At 46.2% G+C, this 20,726-nt stretch carries 25 protein-coding genes and 2 pseudogenes; 11 read left to right on the top strand and 16 right to left on the bottom strand.

Annotated elements, in window-relative coordinates:
• The first annotated feature begins 16 nt into the window (after positions 1–16).
• The 9 genes and pseudogenes from ACTNCH_RS04720 (at position 17) to ACTNCH_RS04680 (ending at position 5,121) form a co-directional block, all read left to right on the top strand.
• A complete protein-coding gene (locus ACTNCH_RS04720) occupies positions 17–394 on the top strand; it encodes a desulfoferrodoxin family protein (protein WP_427819383.1) in 378 nt (125 codons plus the stop codon).
• A 17-nt stretch (positions 395–411) separates the two neighbouring features.
• Positions 412–921 carry a ferritin gene (locus ACTNCH_RS04715; RefSeq protein ID WP_235254960.1) on the top strand — a complete coding sequence of 170 codons (510 nt, stop codon included), beginning with the start codon at positions 412–414 and terminating at the stop codon, positions 919–921.
• Between the two features lie 89 nt (positions 922–1,010).
• Positions 1,011–1,958, top strand: a complete 948-nt coding sequence (locus ACTNCH_RS04710; protein WP_441019082.1) for a hypothetical protein — start codon at positions 1,011–1,013, stop codon at positions 1,956–1,958.
• A 5-nt stretch (positions 1,959–1,963) separates the two neighbouring features.
• Positions 1,964–2,275, top strand: a complete 312-nt coding sequence (locus ACTNCH_RS04705) for a hypothetical protein (RefSeq protein WP_441019080.1) — start codon at positions 1,964–1,966, stop codon at positions 2,273–2,275.
• 98 nt (positions 2,276–2,373) lie between these two features.
• A pseudogene (locus ACTNCH_RS04700) lies at positions 2,374–2,670 on the top strand (thioredoxin family protein); the annotation flags it as partial.
• 63 nt (positions 2,671–2,733) lie between these two features.
• Complete coding sequence (gene trxB / locus ACTNCH_RS04695; protein WP_279201343.1) at positions 2,734–3,639, top strand: thioredoxin-disulfide reductase; 906 nt, start codon at positions 2,734–2,736, stop codon at positions 3,637–3,639.
• Position 3,640: 1 nt separating this feature from the next.
• The gene (locus ACTNCH_RS04690) at positions 3,641–3,856 is read left to right on the top strand and encodes a DUF6132 family protein (RefSeq protein ID WP_441019078.1); all 216 of its coding nucleotides are present in this window, start codon (positions 3,641–3,643) and stop codon (positions 3,854–3,856) included.
• On the top strand, positions 3,841–4,503 hold the full coding sequence (locus tag ACTNCH_RS04685; RefSeq protein WP_441019076.1) for a cytochrome c biogenesis CcdA family protein: 663 nt from the start codon (positions 3,841–3,843) through the stop codon (positions 4,501–4,503). Before ACTNCH_RS04690 ends, ACTNCH_RS04685 begins: the two co-directional genes overlap by 16 nt.
• 9 nt (positions 4,504–4,512) lie before the next feature.
• A complete protein-coding gene (locus ACTNCH_RS04680; RefSeq protein ID WP_441019074.1) occupies positions 4,513–5,121 on the top strand; it encodes a TlpA family protein disulfide reductase in 609 nt (202 codons plus the stop codon).
• Between the two features lie 380 nt (positions 5,122–5,501).
• Here ACTNCH_RS04680 and ACTNCH_RS04675 read toward each other — a convergent pair whose 3' ends face one another.
• The 5 genes from ACTNCH_RS04675 to ACTNCH_RS04655 all read right to left on the bottom strand — a co-directional run bounded on the left by ACTNCH_RS04675 (position 5,502) and on the right by ACTNCH_RS04655 (position 8,914).
• Positions 5,502–5,840: a helix-turn-helix domain-containing protein gene (locus ACTNCH_RS04675; RefSeq protein WP_441019072.1), complete on the bottom strand. Its 339-nt coding sequence runs from the start codon at positions 5,838–5,840 to the stop codon at positions 5,502–5,504.
• Positions 5,841–6,735: 895 nt separating this feature from the next.
• Positions 6,736–7,011, bottom strand: a complete 276-nt coding sequence (locus ACTNCH_RS04670) for a hypothetical protein (protein ID WP_441019070.1) — start codon at positions 7,009–7,011, stop codon at positions 6,736–6,738.
• Positions 6,978–7,370, bottom strand: a complete 393-nt coding sequence (locus tag ACTNCH_RS04665; protein WP_441019068.1) for a hypothetical protein — start codon at positions 7,368–7,370, stop codon at positions 6,978–6,980. Before ACTNCH_RS04665 ends, ACTNCH_RS04670 begins: the two co-directional genes overlap by 34 nt.
• Before the next feature lie 3 nt (positions 7,371–7,373).
• Positions 7,374–7,916: a flavodoxin family protein gene (locus ACTNCH_RS04660; protein ID WP_441019066.1), complete on the bottom strand. Its 543-nt coding sequence runs from the start codon at positions 7,914–7,916 to the stop codon at positions 7,374–7,376.
• A gap of 2 nt (positions 7,917–7,918) precedes the next feature.
• Positions 7,919–8,914 (bottom strand): alpha/beta hydrolase, encoded by a 996-nt coding sequence (locus ACTNCH_RS04655; protein ID WP_441019064.1) that lies wholly within the window; start codon positions 8,912–8,914, stop codon positions 7,919–7,921.
• A 137-nt stretch (positions 8,915–9,051) separates the two neighbouring features.
• Between ACTNCH_RS04655 and ACTNCH_RS04650 the strand changes: the two genes are divergently transcribed.
• Positions 9,052–9,489, top strand: a complete 438-nt coding sequence (locus ACTNCH_RS04650) for a MerR family transcriptional regulator (protein ID WP_441019062.1) — start codon at positions 9,052–9,054, stop codon at positions 9,487–9,489.
• Positions 9,490–9,572: 83 nt separating this feature from the next.
• Here the strand turns inward: ACTNCH_RS04650 and ACTNCH_RS04645 are convergent.
• The 11 genes and pseudogenes from ACTNCH_RS04645 to ACTNCH_RS04595 all read right to left on the bottom strand — a co-directional run.
• Positions 9,573–9,656 (bottom strand): annotated as a pseudogene (locus ACTNCH_RS04645) (Maff2 family mobile element protein); the annotation flags it as partial.
• A 91-nt stretch (positions 9,657–9,747) separates the two neighbouring features.
• Entirely contained in the window at positions 9,748–11,418 is a 1,671-nt protein-coding gene (locus tag ACTNCH_RS04640; RefSeq protein WP_002584321.1) for a recombinase family protein, read from the bottom strand.
• Complete coding sequence (locus tag ACTNCH_RS04635) at positions 11,419–11,616, bottom strand: hypothetical protein (RefSeq protein ID WP_002569220.1); 198 nt, start codon at positions 11,614–11,616, stop codon at positions 11,419–11,421.
• 241 nt (positions 11,617–11,857) lie between these two features.
• On the bottom strand, positions 11,858–13,195 hold the full coding sequence (locus ACTNCH_RS04630) for a virulence-associated E family protein (protein ID WP_002584323.1): 1,338 nt from the start codon (positions 13,193–13,195) through the stop codon (positions 11,858–11,860).
• Positions 13,164–13,808: a CHC2 zinc finger domain-containing protein gene (locus ACTNCH_RS04625; RefSeq protein WP_002584324.1), complete on the bottom strand. Its 645-nt coding sequence runs from the start codon at positions 13,806–13,808 to the stop codon at positions 13,164–13,166. The genes ACTNCH_RS04630 and ACTNCH_RS04625 overlap by 32 nt, the downstream gene beginning before the upstream one ends.
• 65 nt (positions 13,809–13,873) lie before the next feature.
• Positions 13,874–15,454 (bottom strand): MobQ family relaxase, encoded by a 1,581-nt coding sequence (gene mobQ / locus ACTNCH_RS04620; protein ID WP_002584325.1) that lies wholly within the window; start codon positions 15,452–15,454, stop codon positions 13,874–13,876.
• A gap of 196 nt (positions 15,455–15,650) precedes the next feature.
• Entirely contained in the window at positions 15,651–16,196 is a 546-nt protein-coding gene (locus tag ACTNCH_RS04615; protein WP_002584326.1) for an AAA family ATPase, read from the bottom strand.
• A gap of 214 nt (positions 16,197–16,410) precedes the next feature.
• Complete coding sequence (locus tag ACTNCH_RS04610; protein ID WP_002584327.1) at positions 16,411–17,871, bottom strand: Lsa family ABC-F type ribosomal protection protein; 1,461 nt, start codon at positions 17,869–17,871, stop codon at positions 16,411–16,413.
• A 746-nt stretch (positions 17,872–18,617) separates the two neighbouring features.
• Positions 18,618–18,914, bottom strand: coding sequence for a DUF3847 domain-containing protein (locus ACTNCH_RS04605; protein ID WP_002584328.1), 297 nt, complete (start codon positions 18,912–18,914; stop codon positions 18,618–18,620).
• Positions 18,907–19,248: a DeoR family transcriptional regulator gene (locus ACTNCH_RS04600; protein ID WP_002584329.1), complete on the bottom strand. Its 342-nt coding sequence runs from the start codon at positions 19,246–19,248 to the stop codon at positions 18,907–18,909. Before ACTNCH_RS04600 ends, ACTNCH_RS04605 begins: the two co-directional genes overlap by 8 nt.
• Entirely contained in the window at positions 19,245–19,433 is a 189-nt protein-coding gene (locus ACTNCH_RS04595) for a hypothetical protein (protein WP_002584330.1), read from the bottom strand. Before ACTNCH_RS04595 ends, ACTNCH_RS04600 begins: the two co-directional genes overlap by 4 nt.
• Before the next feature lie 483 nt (positions 19,434–19,916).
• On the opposite strand from ACTNCH_RS04595, the gene ACTNCH_RS04590 reads away from it, so the two are divergent.
• A complete protein-coding gene (locus ACTNCH_RS04590; RefSeq protein WP_002584331.1) occupies positions 19,917–20,723 on the top strand; it encodes a helix-turn-helix domain-containing protein in 807 nt (268 codons plus the stop codon).
• The last annotated feature ends 3 nt before the right edge of the window (positions 20,724–20,726 follow it).

Below are 20,726 nucleotides of genomic sequence, written 5' to 3'. Positions count from 1 at the left end.
AACGGAGGAAATTAAAATGAGTGCAAAGTTTTATATCTGCGAACACTGCGGCAATCTGGTGGGCATGATTCACGACTCCGGCGTACCTATGATGTGCTGCGGGCAGAAAATGACTGCCCTACTACCCAACACCGTAGAAGCCAGCGGCGAAAAGCATCTGCCTGCTGTTACTGTTGAAGATGGTGCAATCCATGTCAATGTGGGTTCTGTAGATCATCCTATGCTTCCGGAGCATTTCATCGAGTGGGTCTATGTCCAGACCGAAAACGGTGGTCAGCGTAAGGTTTTGAAGCCCGGTGACGAACCCCATGTCACCTTCTCCCTGGGAGACGATAAAGCAGTAGCTGTCTATGCTTATTGCAACCTCCACGGCCTGTGGAAAACTGAAATTTAACATGGAGATTCTTGCAAATGAACGAAAAAGTACATGCGCTTATCAATCAACAGATAAATAAGGAATTCTATTCCGCATACCTTTATCTCAATTTTTCAAACTATTTCGAGGAAGTCGGGCTTGACGGCTTTGCCAACTGGTATAAAATTCAGGCTCAGGAAGAGCGTGACCACGCCATGCTTTTCTATCAGTACCTGCAAAACGAAAACCAGAAGGTAACGCTTGAAGCCATTGACAAGCCTGATCTGAATGCAGCTTGCCATATGGATGTTTTGAAGGCAGGTCTTGAGCACGAAAAATATGTGACCTCGCTGATTAATGATATCTATAGTGAGGCTTACGAAGCAAAGGATTTCCGTACCATGCAGTTCCTCGATTGGTTTGTGAAAGAACAAGGTGAAGAAGAAACCAATGCAAAGAATTTGATTTCCAAAATTGAACTCTTTGGCTCCGATCCCAAGAGCTTGTATATGCTCAATCAGGAATTGGCAGCACGAGTTTACTCTGCTCCTTCTTTGGTTCTTTAATCACCATAGCCTATAGATGATGGAAGTATAAAAGGCAGTATGCCGCCTGTCGGTTTTCCGGCAGGCGGATTTTTTACAGGAGGATACCTATGAGTCAAGACAATGCCAGCTTTACCTTTTTACATCGCATAGAGGAAGTAGAACTGAACATTGAGGATGGACGCTGGCAATCTGCTTTGGCATTGGTGCTGACTTTGCCTGATATTTGCGGCGGCATTGCTTTCCCAGAAATTGTAAAGCGTTATCGGGATGGGCGTGCTGTTCTGGATAGAAAGCAGAGACCAACTCGTGATGTAGGGAATCAATATATTCGTTGGTTTGATACATACGCAGCACCTTTCTTTAAAGTTTCTGCGCAGGATATCTCTCCGTATATCTGCGGAGAACGATGCTGGCAGCTTCGATGTGAATACCTGCACCAAAACAAAGGCTTTGCAAATACTGAGGACAATACTTCGATTCGTTTTCACTTGGGTGTGAATTGCGGAACTTCCGTTTGCCAACTGGATAGAATAAGTTCTGACAACAGCCTCACGGACATCCGTATTGATATTGAACAGTTTTGCCGAAGAATGTGTCGAGCGGTCAGAGCTTATTATGAAGCAGAACATACAGAAAAAGATTTCAACCTTTATAATACGCCAGTTCTTGATTTTATAAAGGCATCACAGGATGAGCAATCAAATGCCACGATTGTCATTATGTGCAGTGATTCAGCCTATGGGAACGGACTGAGACTGGTACTGCAGAACTTATCCAAACATATCCTTGTATTTGAAACCCCGGAAGCTGCAAGAAAAAAGCTTGGAAAGAAAAAGCCTATGCTTTGGGTTGTTACAGAAGCTCTGACAAAACAGCCGGATCAGCCATGGCGGGCGGATAAAAGAACACCCGTAATTCTTCTGTCCAATCAACCGGAATCAGAAATAACGATTGAAAAGAATACGGGTAAGGTGATCATCTTGCCTGTTCCCGTTCTACCAGAAACGCTCCGTAATGCAGTTAAGACTTATCTTTTGATAAAGGAGGGAAAGTAATAAGAATGATTATTATTATCCTACCAATCATATTACTACTACTTCTTCTTACTTTTTTCCTCTATATTCAAAAGAAAAAAGTGATGTCGCTTCAACAGCAGATTGGTGATCTCCAAAATAAAATTAGTATTTTTGAAAAACAATATCTTGCAGCTGAACAGTATAAAGATTCTCTCAGGCAGGAAGCATACACGGTTCATTTATATGCTTCTCTCTCGCTGGAGGAGGCAAAAAAAACATCCATAAAAGATAAGCAGTCTCAAATCATCTGTTCCAGTGAACATATCCTCGAGTTACTTAATAACGAAAAATTTTAGTGCGGCAGCAATGTCGCACTATTTTATGTGATATCATCACCGAAATATTATTTTAGATTGGCTATACTATAATCAAGCAAAGGAAAGGAGCTGGTAATATGGCAGTTATCAATATTAATAGAAATCAATTTGAAGAAATGGTGCATAGCGGAAAGACTGTTCTGGTGGAGTTTTCAGCCCCTTGGTGCGTATATTGCCGCCGTCTGGCTCCAGCATTGGAAAGCGTTGCTGAGGAATATAAGGATACACTGATATTCACTGCTGTCAACATTGATGATGAACCGGAATTGGCTGAGACCGAGGCTATTGAAGTTGTCCCTACTCTGCTGATCTATCACAGCGGACAAACTCTTGGCTCTATCGTCGCTCCAGAATCCAGAGCGCAGCTGGTGGCTTTTATTGAGGAAACCTTACAGCACCGGACTCAGGAAGTAAATAATGCGCAGCATATCTATGACATGATTGTTGTAGGTGGCGGTCCCGGCGGGTATACCGCAGCCCTTTATGCTGCAAGAGCAGGAATGGACACCGTGGTTTTAGAAAAGCTGTCTGCCGGTGGGCAGATGGCTCTGACCGAGCAAATCGACAACTATCCCGGCTTCGAGGATGGCATCGACGGTTTCTCCCTGGGAGAAAAAATGAAGCGAGGAACGGAGCGGTTTGGTGTGGAAACCAAGCTGACTGAGGTGCTGTCTCTGGAACTGTCAGGTTCTGTAAAGAAAGCTGTGACCAGCGAAGGCGCTATGTACGCAAAATCCATCGTATTGGCTACAGGAGCCGGTCCCAGAGAGCTGGGTGTTGATGGGGAACAGGCGTTAATCGGTAAAGGTGTCCATTACTGTGCAGCCTGTGACGGAATGTTCTATCGGAATAAAACAGTTGTCATCGCAGGAGGTGGCAATACCGCTGCAGCGGATGCGCTGATTCTCTCCCGGATCTGCAAAAAGGTCATCGTCGTTCACCGCAGAGGCACCCTAAAAGCAACAAAGATCTACCATGAACCTTTGATGAAAACAGAAAATGTAGAATTTGTCTGGGACAGTGAGATTATAGCTCTGCTTCATAACGAAAAGCTGACCGGTATCCAGATTAGGAACGTGAAAACTGGAGAAGAAAGTACCCTTGCTTGCGATGGTGTATTTGTAAGCGTGGGAAGAAAGCCTTCCACCGAATTGATGAAAGATCAGATTGAGATTGATCCGGCTGGATACATTATTGCAGATGAGAGTACCCGCACCAACATCCCCGGTGTGTTCGCCGTTGGGGATGTCCGCACAAAGGCATTACGGCAGGTCGTAACTGCTGTAGCCGATGGGGCAACTGCTGTTCACTATGCAGAGGAATATTTAGCAGGAGGAATGTGAGATGAAAGAAAAAATTAAAAAATGGCTGAAGCCAGTTCTTTTTACCGCAGGCGGCGCATTAGTTGGCCTTGCATATTACTACTTTGTGGGATGCCCCACTGGAGCTTGTCCGCTGACTTCTAACCCGTTCATCACGATGGTCTATATGGGCTTTATCGGCTGGCTGTTGTCCGGTATTTTCGGAAAGGGGTGCAGCGGTTTATGCAATACGCAGTAGCTTACCTGGAGGGCATTATCACCTTCATATCACCCTGCCTGCTTCCCATGCTGCCCATCTATATCTCCTATTTTGCAGGTAGTGGAGAACGCAGCACAAAAAAGACCTTGTTGGGAGCGATGGGATTTGTTAGTGGGTTTACTGTAATCTTTGTGGCGATGGGCACTTTGGCAGGCACCATTGGCAGCTTCCTGCGAGAATACAAAGGTGCAGTGAATTTAATTTCCGGATTGATAGTAATTCTTTTTGGCCTCAATTTTCTGGGCATTTTCAAAATGAATTTGTTCAGAGGCGGCAGTAAAACATTAAACAGTCGTGAGATGGGGTTCTTCCCCGCTATGCTCTTTGGCATAATATTTTCCTTGGGCTGGACACCTTGTGTGGGCGCATTCCTCGGTTCTGCCTTGATGCTGGCCTCTCAGCAGGATCATGTAATCGAAGGTATGCTGATGCTGCTTTGCTATTCGTTGGGACTTGGCATTCCTTTTCTTCTCAGTGCTATTCTGATCGACTATTTGAAGTCAGCCTTCAACTGGATTAAAAAACACTATCGGATCATCAATACTGTCAGCGGCTGTTTCCTGATATTGGTGGGTATCCTGATGGCAACAGGAACGCTGGGACAGCTACTCAGCCTGCTTAGTTGAGGAGGGTTTATGAATAAAAAGAAGATAATAATGATACTCTTTCTTGTGTTTGTTCTCATTTTAGGTGGCGCAGGAATTCTATATAAACAGCTTGGACAGAAACTGGCTCCCAATCTGCTTGCTACACAAACACCGCTGGAAACCGAATCCACAGAAGCCTCCACTCCAACAACACAAGAGAATGAATCAGAAAAGATATTGGCACCGGATTTTACAGTTTACGATCTGGATGGAAATGAAGTTCATCTTTCGGATTTTATCGGGAAATCCGTTGTCCTAAACTTCTGGGCAAGCTGGTGTAGTCCATGTAAAATGGAAATGCCTGATTTTAACGAAAAATATCTGGAAATTGGTGAAGAAGTACAGTTTCTCATCATCAATATGACTGATGGCTCCAGAGAGACTGTGGAAACTGCATCTGCTTTCATCGCAGAACAGGGCTATTCTTTCCCGGTATTTTACGATACAGATCAGGATGCCGCTGCAACCTACGGTGTTTATTCACTGCCTACCACATATTTTATTGATGAGGAGGGAAACGCAATCGCCCAAGCAACGGGTGCAATTGATGAAGAAACCTTGCAGCAAGGAATTGACATGATTATTTCCGATAGGTGATGATCAGCATATTATATCGAAGTAAAATGCAAAAAAGTAGCCACGGTCTGCCGGGTGTCTTTTCCTTTTTCACTGGAAACAAAAAGACACTCGACATTTTCACAAAGAAAACGGCAAGTGCCTGTTAGAGTTCCATATTCTGTTTTTTCTGTTTCGGAGTTTTCTGCTCCTGTGTCTGCTTCTGCTGTTCCTGCTCGTACTTCAATCTATCTGTGATAGAGTGCTTTGGCTCTGGCTTCTTCTGGGCTTCAGTCTGTTCCTACATGAGGACTTTGCCGCCTCAGTAGTGAATATCTTTCCGCTCGTTTCGGATGAGCCGCTTGAGTTCGCTTTATATCAATTATAACTGATAAAATTGGAATAAAGGATCCCGCACAGAGTTACAGGCTTTTTGCGATTTCCGTCAGCTGAGTCACCACATCCAGAAGCTTCGTGCGGCTGTTCACTATGTCATGATCTTTCCCCATGAGAAGATAGTCGGTGCTTACATGGAAGTAGCAGGCCATGGCAATGATTAGGTCAATGGACGGTTTTCTCTTACCGCGTTCCATCTTGCTGAGATGCTCCAAACTGATATTGAGTGCTTCGGCTATTTCCTCCTGGGTCATTCCCTGTGCCTTGCGAAGAGTGCTAAGGCGAGCTGCGAATTCGGTTGCGTCAAAATACATACTGTTTTCCTTTCCGCCTGCTGCGGAAGAGCAAAGGATACCATTGCTCACAGTACGTTCCTGACCATACTCCCGAAAATGGATGCACTAAAGAAAGGGTACCGATACTGCTTTTCTGAAAATCAGAGATCGAGCAATATTTGTATCCTCAGCCCTTAATGCATGTCAGGCTTTCGATGTGATGTTTTGGTTTCGAAAGCCTTGCCGAAAGCGCCGTGAAGCGTTGCTTCACCGGCTGATTAGCGGTCGTCAAATGCCCACTCGTGCAAGCACGGTGTTCATTTTCCTCGTCGCCATAACAAGAAAAAGACTACCGGCAAGGCAGGGATCCTATGAATATAGGAATCCCGTCTTGTCGGCAGCCTCTCATGTATGTCTGGTTTAACTGACCGATCATTACAGCATGTGACCTGGAGATGGATTTACGCAGCCTGTTTCATCTCAACCATTCCGTCGTTATGCCAAATTGATTCAATTATTAAATGCGCTCCTGACCCCGTGGGGCGTATATGTCAACGCGGTCATGCCTGCGTCCCATCGATTTGCTGACCATCGCGGTCCCGCACCTGTCGCAGGTCATTCGGGTTATGCCATCTTTACCTTCATAGCCAATTACTAGCTGGCGGCAGTTGGGGCAGTATATCTTTCTCGAGCGCCATCCAAGGTTTTCATGTGGCACTTATTTAACTCCCTTCTTATCTACATGTGTGTACGCAATCAGCAGGTACGACCTGCGCCTGCAGATTTCGGATTACAAATACCGGAATCTGCTTTTTTGTCTGCGGTTCCCAGCAATATTTTGCTGTATGGCCGCAGTGCTCGCATTCCATCCAGCCATCCGTCTCTTCGAGAAACAGGCTGTGATTGACTACGCCGCATACCGGGCATTTCACGTCATATGGAGTTACAGTAGTATGCCTTTCCTGATTGTGTTGAAAAAGTATATCTATTCATGTTTCTCCGTTCCTTTCCTAATATCAGACTCTAACTGGCTCATAGTATGTTTAAAGGCTTTTTTCTTCAGCTGACACTCCCATACCACAAGTACATTCCACCCCAGAGACATAAGATGGCGAGTATTCATTTCATCCCTTTCCACATTTCTCTGAATCTTTGGAATCCAGTAATCCTCATTGGAAGAGGGCCAAACAAATCTTGGACAGTCATGTTTGTGCCAAAAACACCCATTTACAAAAATAACTGTTTTATACTTTGGAAGCACAATGTCTGGGCATCCCGGAAGAGTGCGAACATTTTTGACATTGAAATAATCATATCGCCCTTTGAAGCATCGTCCCTAAGCTCTGCGACCGAATCATTTTCTTCCCAGATGACAGGTACTTCTACATCATTGATATATAATTTCATTTCACTTTCCTCACCGGAAACCGTATTCGTTTCGCCATCAACATATCCCTTGTCCGGCGTGTCTGTACTGTTTGTGGCGTCATTCTTCGCCTGTTCCACATAGTTTTCTGATTCCGAAACTGGTGTTCCAGCCGTATCATCTGATGTGCTCCCACAGGCTGTCAAGCAAAAAACAAACGCAATGCACAGGATCGTTGAAATTAGTTTCTTCATTCCTTACAGACGCTTTCCAAGCTCGTAGGCGTTTTGCATAGCGTCTTTATGATTGCCTGCATCATTGGGATCAGCTATTCCATCACCGGTTACAATGCCTTTCAGCGCTGCCTTTCCGAAGCAGTCTACCCATCCCTGAAGGCCACTGTATGCTTTTTCAAATGCACTGTCCGCATCCTCTGCGGCAGTTGCAATCATATAAACATCCCGGAATGCATAATCAGAGGGGAACAGCGGATTCAAGCGGTCAAGCAGCGTCTTCATCTGTCCGGCCATCTCATAATAATAAATCGGCGTAGCAAAAACGAGCACCTCTGCATCCTTAACCTTTGCCATGATTTCTGCCACATCATCTTTCAGAACACAGACCCCTTTTGCCTGACAAGATAAGCATCCAATACAATATTTAATCTCTTTTCCTTTTAAGGAAATGTATTCTACTTCGTGTCCGGCTTCTTTCGCACCCCTCTCACATTCCCTTGCAAGAATGTCCGAATTGCTGCCGCCACGAAGACTTGTTGAAATAATCACTACTTTCTTTGCCATAATTAACACACTCCGTTCTCTTCAAAAAATTTCTGCATCTTGTCGAAAGGAATAACCTCCAGGTTGTCATAGAGATCTGTATGAACTGCGCCAGGGATTGTGAGAAGCTCCTTATTCGCAGCATACTTGCTGTCCCTGATCATAGCCTCATATGCGTCTTTTCCGAAATAATAGCTGTGCGCTTTCTCCCCATGTATGATAAGAACAGCGCTTCTGATTTCGTTGCTGTATTTCAGAATCGGCTGATTCATAAAGGACTGACAGCCAATGCTGTTCCATCCTTCATTGGAATTCAGGCTTCTTTCGTGATAGCATCTTCCCTTATAATATTCACTATAATCCTTTACAAAGAACGGTGCATCAGCAGGAACCGGCAGTTCTGCACATCCGCCTGCTCTGGAATAGGAACCCTTTTTATATTCCTCCGTTCTAAGGGCATTCATAGCCTGCTTCTTTGCAAATCGGGCTTCTTCACTGTCCTCTGAATCAAAATATCCGTTGGCATTTACTCTTGTCATATCATACATGGTGGATGCAACCGTTGCCTTGATTCTTGTATCAAGAGCTGCTGCGTTGATCGCCATACCGCCCCAGCCGCAGATACCGATAATGCCGATCTTATCTGCATCTACATTATCCTGTACGGAAAGGAAGTCAACAGCCGCCATAAAATCCTCTGTGTTAATATCAGGCGATGCCATATATCTGGGCATACCGCCGCTCTCTCCTGTATAAGAGGGATCAAATGCGATTGTGAGGAATCCTCTTTCTGCCATTGTCTGCGCATACAGTCCGGAACATTGCTCCTTCACCGCCCCGAATGGACCGCTTACTGCAATTGCCGGAAGTTTCCCCTCTGCATTCTTCGGGGTATACATATCCGCTGCAAGGGTAATGCCGTAGCGATTTACAAATGTGATCTTCCTGTGATCCACCTTTTCACTCTTGGGAAAGGTCTTATCCCATTCTGAAACCATCTTGAGTTCTTCTGTTTTCATAATATCAGATACCTCCATGTAATAATTCTATTGAAACGAAAGCCTCTTTGCTTTATAATGGCATCATAAAACCTAAACCTTACTTTAGGTCAAGTATTATTTTGAAAAATTTCTGTGAATTTGAAAGAGGTATTTCTATGTACACAATTGGTCAGGTATCCGAGATGTTTCATCTCCCTATTTCAACTTTGAGATATTACGATAAGGAAGGCTTTTTCCCGAATCTTGTACGCAAAGGCAATATCCGTTACTTTAGTGACAACGAACTCGAAGCACTGCGTATTATCGAGTGCCTGAAACGATCCGGTCTTGAAATCAAAGATATCAAACAGTTTTTTGAATGGGTTGCAGAAGGCTCTTCCACCTACGCAAAACGGAAAGAACTATTTGAGCATCGAAAGGCTGCTGTCATAGAGGAAATCAAGCAGTTGGAAAAAACGCTCGCCATGCTGGAATTCAAATGCTGGTATTATGACACCGCAATGGCTGATGGCAGCGAGGATATGATCAATGCCATGCTCCCTGATAATCTCCCAAAGGACATTCAAAAGCTATATGACAATGCCCACATATAAAATTTGCCAGGCATAGGTATGTAAACAGGCAGCTTGCGCCGCCCGACCGGATTTTCTGCTCCGGCAAGCAGTCTGGCTTCAGATTAACCGAAGAGTCCGGAAAGCAGAGGTACCAGAGTGATACCGATGAGGGCCACGCCGCCACCGGCCATCAGCTGTTTCATCCCCAATTAGGTGTAAAAACTCTGCTCGATGGCGGGCGGCGGCGTACAAAAAATCTATATGGTGTTGTTAAGAGAACCGTCCCGGCGGGACAGGTCAGGCAGTGACCTGTTCCACCTCCGGGATGGGTTTGAGATTAAAATGAATTTCGATAGAAATGTGTCTTGTTTTATCTTCGTCAATGCGCTCATGCACAACGATTTCTTTGATTAAGCGGTTGAGGGTGGCTGCGTCCAGCTCTGTGATGTTGGCGTATTCCTGAATGGCTTCCACCCATTGTTTTGCATCATTGGCAAGCTGGACTTCATCGGACAGCCGCTTTCTGCCCTCGGACACTTTTGTTTTAAGCTCCGTCTGCTCGGTCTGTGTCTTTTCCAGCATGGTGTTGAAATTCTGCTCACTGATACGCCCTGCAATCATATCCTCATAAAGCCGCATGACCATTTTGTCCAGAACCTCAATCCGTTCCTCGTCCCTTGTAAGGGAGCGTTCCATTGCTTCCCGCTGTTCCCGCTGCTCGGCTTCACAGGTATTGGTCAGGCGGTCGGCAACCGCTTCCCCGTCCATCAGGGCAGCTCTGGCACATTCCCGGATTTTCCGCAGCACATGGCTGTAAAGGGTGTCATAATCAATCCGGTGCTGGGTGCAGTGGTTCTTTCCAAAGGCATTGTAGGTCTTGCAGGAGTAAATCCGCTGGGGATGTTTAGCGTTTGTGTAGCGTACCGTCAGCGACTTCCCACACTCGCCGCATTTTAACAGTCCGGCAAACAGGCTGATTTCATTGGTCTGCCCCGGACGCTGGCGGGATTTCAGCTTGTTCTGCACAATGTCAAAGCTCATGCTGTCAATCAGCGGTTCATGCTGTCCCTCCACCACAATCCAGTCCTCCGGCTTCTTTTCCCCAATCGTGCCGATTTTGAAGCGGTAGTCCTTTTTCTGGGAAGCAATCGCCCCGGTGTAGACGGGATTCATCAAAAGGTCTTTGATAACGGAGAAGTCCCACATATACCGCCCGTTTTCTGGGTCTTTCTTTTCCCATTTGGTGCGGGTATTGCGAAGCCCCCGTTCCCGGTTCCACCATGTAGGGCAGGGGATTTTTTCTTTCTCCAGCCGTCTGCGGATATAGTTCGGACCATGACCGTTCAGGGCATATCCGAAAATCAGCCGCACAATCGGGGCGGTTTCCTCGTCAATGAGCAGATGGTTTTTGTCCTCCGGGTCTTTCCGATACCCAAACGGGGCAAGACACCCGGTAAACTGTCCTTTCTGCGCTTTCAGAAGATAAGAGGAATGGACTTTCTTGGAAATATCCTTGCTGTACATCTCGTTCAGGATATTCTTGAACGGGGCAATGTCGTTGTTATCCCGCAGGGTGTCGATGCCGTCATTCATGGCGATATAGCGGACACCGTTTCTTGGGAAAAAGTCCTCAATCAAATGCCCGGTTTGCAGATAATTACGCCCCAGTCGGCTGAGGTCTTTCGTGATGACAAGGTTGATCTGCCTGCGCTCAATGGCTCTCAACATTCTCTGTAGGTCAGGACGCTCCATGTTAAGACCTGTGAAGCCATCGTCCTGATAGACTGCCACAACCTCCCATCCCTGCTTTTCGCAGTATTTTTCCAGCATATCACGCTGGTTTGCGATACTGGCACTTTCGCCTTGCAGGTCATCGTCCTTTGACAGCCTGCAATAGACCGCCGCACGATAACCCCCGGCAAGTGCCGAACCGATTGTTCTGTATTCCATTTCGTTCATCATAGCCATTTACCCACACAATCCAGACGGTATCTGGCTCTTTTGAACCTCATCTTCATTATAGCCTATATCTTTCTTTTTAGCAAGATATTCTTTTGTATTTGTCTTTCCGTATTTCTGGGAAATCAGGCTGACGAACACATCAGTGGCGTCAAGCTCCCCGTCAAATACAGTGGTCACATGAATCTCTGTTTTGTTTTTTGCCATAGGCAGTTATCCTCCATACATGAAAATAGCCAGACAGAGGGTGTCGGCAACGAAGTCCGGCAACGGACTTCAAAAGACCTTGCAAACAATCTCAATCTGGCGATGGTTACTATTTATACTTTTCTTTTATTTTTTTGTTGTTTTGGTTGTTATAAGGGAGAAAAGCCCGGAAATAAGGGGTTTTTCCCGGCAACCGGCTCGGCAACGGGATAACAACAGGGGGTGCAACGGGCTGTCCTTTTCAGAATGGAAGCTCCATCTGTTCTGTGACCTCCACAAAACCGTCCATCGTTTTTTCAGACGGGTTGCCGGAGTCCGTTGCCGGGTTTTCACGCTCCCAGCCCTTTTGTCTGCCATATTCGGAAAACATTCTTGGGTTTGGGAAGTACCGCCAGCTGGAAATGCACTGGTTCATAATCTCGTTGATTTCCCGGATTTCCCATTGCTTCGGCTCGTCAAAAGCATGGTTCAAGGCTTCCTTATAGAGCTGCTTGGAGCAGACCATGCTCCCGGTGTATTTATCAAGATACGCCTGTATCATCCCGGCTTTGGTGTCCTCCGGCATAAAATCCCGCTGGTGTTCTTTGAGATACCGCTGCATGGCGGGGCTGAAAGCCAGCTTGAACCTGCCGCTTTTATAAATCTCCATCGCTTCCGCCCACATCTGCCCGATATAGGCTCTGGAAGCGGCTTCATCCTCCAAAATGTGAACTTCCGCCTGCTCCGGGTACACCATGACCGGGATAAAGCGGCGGTTGCCGGAACGGTCAAGGGGCAGGAAGTCAAGGGCATTGGAAGTGCCGCCAAACACGCACTGACGGGGGCGGTCTGCCGGGTGGGTTTCATAAGGTATCTTGTAGACCTCTTTCTGCCGGCTTAAAAATGACTTGATTTCCTCAATGCTCTTGGCGTTGGCGGTTGCCATCATTTCCGACATTTCAATAATCCAGTGACCTTGCAGCTTGCGGTACACATTGTCATCGTCCAGCTTCCGCAAATCATCGGAGAACCACTCGTCCCGGACTGCCAGCAGCCGGAAGAAGGTGGACTTTCCAGCCCCCTGACCGCCTACCAGACAGAGCATGATTTCAAACTTGCACCCCGGCTGAAAGGCTCGTGAGATTGCACCCAGCAGGAACAGCTTCAACGCTTCATAGGTGTAATCGTCTGCGTCAGCCCCCAGAAAGTGCCGCAGGCAGAAGCGGATTCGCTCTGTCCCGTCCCACACAAGGGTATTGAGATAGTCCCGGATGGGATGGTACTTGTTTTCATTCGCCACAATCCCGATGGCGTTATCAATCTTTTTCTCATTGGTAAGCCCGTAGGTTTCTTCCAGATAAAGAAGCAGATACTTCATGTCCGTATCGTTCAGGGCGGTGCTTTCTCTGTGAAAACCGATGGGCTTTATGATGTCCTTGCGGTCAGTCAGGATGTTGTATGCGATAGCCCCTGAAAGCAGAGGGTCACGTTGGAATACGGTCAGGCAGTTCCGTATGCTCTGACGGACACCGCCTTTCTCGGTGGTTTCCAGCCCCGCCTTGATTTCCTCAACGCTCTGGGGCGGCTGCATGGCGTTCATAGTGTTTTTTAGTTCTTGCTGCGTCTGCGGCTGCAAGTTCTGCCATTCGCTGTTCAAGCTGTATCACATCCTTTCCGTAGTCCGTAATCAAATCCGCTTTTTCCTCTGTTTCCCCGAACAGCAGCACATCCAGCAGATATTCCACTTGGGCTTGCTTCTGTAAGGCTTCCACAAACCGGGGATGAAAGGCTTCCTCCGGGGAGTGCGGGGCGTAGTCCGTTCTCCATGCCATCAGCAGATGGAGATAATCGGCAAGAATACGGAAGCAGCGATTCTTTGCTTCCTGAAACTGTTCCTCCGGGGATTTCTGCCGGGTCTTGGGCTTTTTTACCTTTCCCGGCGGTTTCCAGTCCTCATAGGAAAGCCCGAAGTCCTGTGCCAGCTGTACGGCGGCTTCTTTCTTTCCCAGCCCATACAGGGCGGCGGCAAAATCAATCACATCCCCATCCGCACCGCAGCCGAAGCAATGGTAACGCCGATCCAGCTTCATGCTTGGGGTTTTATCGTTATGGAACGGGCAGCAAGCCATCCCGTTCCGACCTACATGGATTCCATAATACTCCGCAGCCTGTCTTGTTGTGACGGACTGCTTCACAGCTTCGAATACATTCAAATCTATCCCTCCTTGAAAATAAGAAAAGCACCTGACATTCTCTAATTGAAAATGGCAAGTGCCTGTTAAAGTTCCATATCCTGTTGTCTGTGTTTCTCCTGTGCCGGGGCGGTTCTTTGTGCTTTTTTCTCGTCAGTCTTATCCTGCAAGACTTCTTTGATGGGCTGCTTCTTGGGCGGCTCTTTGCTTTCCTCTGTGCCGGGTGTGGCTTTCCGTACCCAGTAGCGGATGTCCCGCAGCTTCTTCAAATCCTCCTGTACCTCGGTCAGTGGTACTTTCAGCTCTGCGATTTCGCTGAGAAGCGTTTCCTGCTCCTGTTGCAACTCATTTTTCGTTTTATCCTTATCGTCCGGGTGCTTGGCAAGGTAGTCAGCGGCTTTCTCATACCGGGCAACCTCCGGGTGTTCCTGTTTGAATTTCCCCTTTATTTTCTTAAAAAATATCTTCTGGTACTTCTCATAGACAGCCTTACATTCCTTGCAGTCTGTCCGGCTGGCAAGAATCCCGTCAATCACTTTGCTCCGGGCTTCCTTTGGCTTCATCTGATTGCGGTAATCTGCGGCTGATTTCCCGGAAGATTCCAGAAACGCTTCTAAGTCCTCCACAGTGGAAAGCCCCTTTTGCCGGAGATAGGACAGGGCTTCGCTGACTGCCTTTAAGTCCTGTGAAGTTCCCCGGTTCTGTCCAGCCCTTGTCCAGTCCTTCCGTTCTTCCTTTCGTATCTCCATATACTTCATCAGCAGATTGGGAAGAAGTGTCGCTTCCTCCGCCGCCTTTTGTGCAAGCAGCTCCTTCCGTTTTTCTCCCAGCTCGGTAATCCAGCCTTTGAGGTTTTGGATAAGCTGCCGGATGGACTTCATCAGGCGGTTGGCGGCTCTGATTTCCCGGTTCAGGTTGCCGATATTCGTCTGGATACCTCGCTTTTCCATCTGCCGGACAGCAGTCCCCTCATGGACAGTGGGGACTATATCAAGCCCCTGTCTGGCATAGGAACGCAAGTCCACACGCTCCGGGCGGTCATTGGCGTCCAGATAGCGGTTCTGGATAACCTCCCATTCATGCCGCCAGATTTCACAATACTTCTGGTCGTTCCAGTCCACCGTATCCTCCTTGTGGCTTTTCCACCTGCCGGACGGCAGCTTTATCCGTTCCCCATTCTCGTCAAGGTCATAAACCTTGCGGCTCTTGGGAAGCCATTTTCCATGTTCATCCATTGCCCGCATGGTCAGCAGGACATGGGCGTGGGGATTGTGTCCCGGCGGATGGGGGTCATGGATGGCAAAATCAGCAATCATGCCTTTGGAAACAAACTGCTGTTCACAAAACTCCCGTACAAGGACAGCGTACTGGTCGGGCGGTATCTCTCTGGGAATGGTAAGCACCCACCGCCTTGCAAGCTGGGAGTTCCATTGCTTTTCCACCGCTTCGGCGGCATTCCATAAAGTATTGCGGTCTGCATATTCCTGTGGAGCATTTGCCGGGAGCAGGATTTCATTGTGGACGATACCACGCTTTTCCGGGTAGTGCTTTACTTGCTGGTCGTATTCACAGAACAGCTTTTCGCCGCTTTGGTAAGCAGCGGCGGCAACCGCAGACTGCCGCTGGCTGCGCTGAACAATCGTGATTTCGTTGTGTGGACAAGGCATTTCGTGTCCCTCCTTTCGCTAATTGGTGGATGGGGTGGCGTTTTACCACCTCATTTTGGGCAGAAAAAAAGCAGGAGACCTTTTTCAGATTTCCTGCTCGGTGTGCCACTGTGTGAGCGGCGGGTATTTAGTTGTAAAAGTTCGGGACAAGTTGACCCGATGTAAAGCTAACAAACTGGAATTGCACCAAAACAATCTAAGACAACAACGCTGCCCTACTTGCGATTTTTTCTTGTACTGCGGAAACAGTTTCTTGAATGGAATAAGTGGTCGTATCTATAACATTCGATTCATATATTCCCAGATTGCAAAATTGCTCCCACATGGTTTCTACCAATTCGATATTTGTCTTTCGGTCTAACTTTGAGCGTTCAACAGCTCGCTTCAAGGTTTCTTCCTTACTTGCCCTTAAAATAATATAATGCACCTCATAATGTTCCCGAACAAGACTTTGCCACGGCTTTAAAAACCACGGTCCGATAATACCGTCAACAATTACATCATATCCACCACGAGCATATCGCTTCGCAGCTTCTAAAAACGCTTCAATGACAATCAAATTTTGCTCATTTGATTCTGGCAAATGCGGTGGTATTGCCCCTTTACTCAAATAATGATAAAAGTCATCTGTGTGCATATGCACAGACTTTTCCAAATCTGATTCTTTTGCAACAGCAGATGCCGTTGTAGTTTTTCCTGTCCCCGGCGCACCTGTGATTACAATAATTCTACCTTGATTCATCTATATTTTACCTCCACAAATTACGATTTTCTTAATTCTACAAACTGGAATTTGAGTCTCTGTAAAGCTGGAATTAACCCATACAATTATTTTAATTTAGAGGTTCTTACGCAATTATCCGTATTTTGTAATTTTTCAATACTGGAATGCCAGTGTAAATCAGCATTCTCCATTTTTATTAAAGCGAAAAACGTAAAATTGCGGAAGAACCAATTTAGATATTCACAATTTTACTTGCCACAGTATCTCGAAAAACACTGTCATGTTCTACCAGGAGCATGGTCGGGGCAAACTCCGTTATGAGTTGTTCAATCTGCATACGTGAGTACACATCAATAAAGTTGAGCGGTTCATCCCATACATACAAGTGTGCCTTTTCACAAAGGCTTTTCGCAATTAGGACTTTCTTCTTTTGCCCGCCAGAAAAGTCTTTAATATCCTTTTCAAACTGTACACGCTCAAAGTCCATTTTCCTAAGAATTGCCTTGAACAAACTTTCATCAAGGTTGTTTTCTTCTGCAAACTCGGAAAGGGTTCCACATAAATACGATGTATCCTGTGGCACATAAGAAATTACAAGCCCAGAGCCAAGTGTTACTGTACCCGTATAATCTATGGACTGCCCGACTACCAACTTTAACAGGCTACTTTTGCCACTGCCGTTCTTTCCATCAAGCACAATGCGTTCTCCCTGTCTTATTTCAAACGAAACGGGTTCACAAACTGAAATGCCATCATAATAAACTACTACATTCGATAATGATGCAAGCAAATCTGTATGGTAATTAAGCGGTTGTATCTTGAGGGCTTCTGCGGTTTCCATATTTTTCAGCAATGCTGATTTTTGTTCGATTGTCTGTTGTTGTCTCGCTTCTATAGATTTTGAACGCTTCATCATTTTGGCGGCTTTATGACCGACATAACCTTTATCTGCTGCCCCAATTTTGGAAGCTTCTACACGTTCAGACCATACTGCAGCGCGTTTTGCCGACTGCTGTAATCGTCTGATGTCCTTTTGCAAACGTTCGTTCTGAGCCAGTTCAAATTCTTGCTGTCGCTCAAAATTTGACATCCATGATGAAAAGTTTCCTCTTTGCACTTCGATATTCGCTCGGTTAATCGATAGAATATAGTCAACACAATCGTCAAGAAAGCGACGATCGTGAGAAACTAAGATGAATCCCTTTTTCTTTTTCAGATATGCCGCCACACTTTTTCTCGCTTTGGCATCCAAATGGTTGGTAGGTTCATCAATCAGTAGGAAATGCCCTTCATTAAGAAAAAGAGCGGCAATCAAAACCTTTGTCTGCTCTCCGTTGGAAAGTGTTTCAAAAGGTCGCCAAAGCACATCGACATCAACATCAAGATAAGAAAGTTCTCGCATAAGTTCCCATTCTTCCGCAAGTGGGCAAATCTCCTGCAATATATCCTCTGTAATACGATTCTTATCTGAAACGGGATAAGGAAAATAATCAAACTGTACGGATGATAGGATTTTTCCACTATACTCATATTTCCCAAGCAGAAGATTCAGAAAGGTTGTTTTACCTCGTCCGTTTCTGCCCACAAAACCAAGCTTCCAATCGGTATCAACCTGGAAACTGACATTTTCAAAAACATTATCATAACTTGTCGGATATGAAAACGTAAGGTTTTCAATTTTAATCATTGACATAAATATTATCCTCCTTTGCATGTCATACGATACAAAGTCGGTTCGGTGAATGTTTACTACGTATAGATTTCACCAAAAGGAACCGACACTATACGGAGTGAATCATGTGTAACTATCTGTTCTGCACTATTCATAAAGCACCTCCAAAACAAAATAAGAGCCACAAGAAAGTTTATCCTTGCAGCTCGTCATAGCATAAAATAACACCACTAAGCAAAAGTGGCAACAGCACTATATTGAGTAAGATAGACATATAACTTTCTTGCAATAGACACAATAATGCCAAAGTATAGCACTACCGCATATTTTGATTTTATTTGCAAGAAAAGTTAATCATCTTCCCACCTCTTTCTAAATTTCAAAATATTATACCATAAATCGCAGGCAAATACAAGTGGTTATAAAAATTTAACAAATCGCTTATAATACAATCATATAACTTTACGCATTCCTTACTGACCGTAAAATTCCGATTTATTGCTGACTTTATTATACTTTATTGCCTATCGAAAAGATAGCATATTTTATGAAACTTGTCGGCTGGGAACAGCTTGCAACGCAAGGTGTCCCCAGATGACAAGTCCACAAAAGGGTAGCTGGCGGTAGCCAGCGCAGGGGAAGCGTAGCGTCCCCTGTATGATTTGGAGCAGACCATGACTGCGAAAAATCACAGCCCTCCGGCAAGGAGCCTTCGGAGAACGCAATGCACCAACCTTTGGGTGGTGTATAATTGCGCCCTTAGTAAACTAAGGGGTTTCCGGCTTCTCACGTTCCAGCAGTTTCTTCAATAGTTCCTGCGTGTCCTGCCTGTGAAAAATGAGTGTCAACAACAGCATGACATCATCATCTGTCAGGCGTTCCGGCTCTTGCAGAAAACTTTCCAGCATACCGCCACGAGTACAGAGCCGGTGTGTCCGTTCTTTTCGGGTAAGCTGCTTTAGCTGGTGCTGCAATGCCTTTTCATCATTGATGGCTTTCCGCAGTTTCTTTTCACTCTTTTCCAACTCTCGGTTGAGCTTTTCCAGCTTTGAGGTATCAGGCAAGGGCAGCGTCCTCCTTTCCCGGTATCAGCACATAAATCCTGTTTGGTTCTCCAACGCCCTGACGCACTCGCATGATCAGTCCGGCGGTTTCCAGTTCATTCAGAGAACGCTTGACCGTCATGGGGCTGCGGGACAGGACTGCGGCAATGGCTGTGACAGGGAAGCAGATAAACAGGATTCCGTTCTCGTCCTCCTGTCCGTTGGATAGCATAGCGTCCAACATCCGGCAGTACATGACCTTTGCGGTGCTGCTGACTGGAAATCCTGTCAACGCTCTGGGAAAGGGCATACAGGGCGGCAACGGTGTGCCTATCGTCATAAATTCAAAATTCATTCGGTGTGTTCCTCCTTTTTCTTTGCTCTTTTGGATAAATAACGGGGGCAGTCAACCACAACCGCCCGGAAGCTCTGCTTGCACCCATGCTTGCATTTCCGGCATAATTCGTTGTAAGTGACACGCCCCCGGTCATTGAGGTAAAAAGAAAGCTCATGCTTCCTCTTTTTGCTCATTCTCGGCATATTGCGTTTCCTCCCGTTTTAGTGTATAGTTTCGGGGCGATTTTCGGCAAAATTACGGTCATAGAGCCGTCTAAAATCTCCAGAAGTATCAGCAATAGGGTAGACTATCCCCCTATCAGATTGTCGTGTTTCGGTATCATTTCGGTATCAGTTCGCCAGTTCTCCCCGGTGTCGTTCCTCCCCTGAATCTCACAGCGGCGTATTGCTCCCTTTGGTACGCTCGTTTCGGTCAGGGTTCCTCCATATCCCTGCCAAAAGTCATGGCGCTACATCGCCGGGGAAGCATATCCCACACAGGCTGGTCATTCGATTGGAATAATCCATCGATGAACTACCTGTATCATAGAACATTTTTGTGCCCTGTGCCGTATGTCCACAAAGTAGGAATTAAGGGTAAAAATCAGAAATTTCCACGATTGCGGAAAGTATGATATAATCCAGTTAAGCGGCAGTAATGAAACCGCCGGAAAGGAGCGTGCGCCCATGAAAGGAGCGACAAGCATACAGGAACGCCTTTGGGAACTCCGCAAGGACAAAGGCTTAAATCTGGAAGAATTATCAGAGCTGACGGGCATTTCCAAATCAGCTCTTGGCAGTTATGAAAAAGAGGATTATAAGGAAATCAATCATGGCAACCTTATCACGCTGGCAGACTTCTATGGGGTTTCCGTTGATTATCTGCTGTGCCGGACAGAGAACCGGGAGCAGATCAACACGCCACTAACAGAGCTGCATTTGAATGATGAGATGGTGGCACTTCTGAAAGGCGGTCGGATTAACAACCGTCTGCTCTGTGAGCTTGCCACTCATAAGGACTTTATCAAGTTTCTTGCGGACATTGAGATTTATGTAGATGGGATTGCCACCATGCAGATTCAAAACCTCAACGCCCTTGTCGATACTGTCCGGCATGAAATCATTGAACGGTATCGCCCCGGCGAAGACGACCCGCATTTGAAAGTGCTGCAAGCCGCCCATATCAGCGATGATGAATATTTCAGCCACATGGTTCTTGATGACCTCAATCTCATTATCCGGGATATTCGGGAAGCCCACAAAAAGGACAGCGAGAGTGCGCCCCAGACCACCGTTGCCGATGAATTGAAAGAAAATTTGGAAGCGGTTGAAAATTTCAAGGGCAGTCGGGATGAAAAGCTGGTTGTCCTTTACTGCAAGCAGCTCGGCATCAACTATAAAAATCTGTCAGACGAAGAATTTCGCTGGCTCATTCGGATTCTACAAAAATCAAAGAAAACAGGAACTCCTATCAGTCAAAGGAAAAAACGGTAAAGA

The organism is Candidatus Merdisoma sp. HCP28S3_D10, assembly GCF_052065835.1.
Classification (GTDB): domain Bacteria; phylum Bacillota; class Clostridia; order Lachnospirales; family Lachnospiraceae; genus Laedolimicola.
Note: the sequence above shows the minus strand (reverse complement) of the source record. Positions and strands in the feature narration are given on the sequence as shown.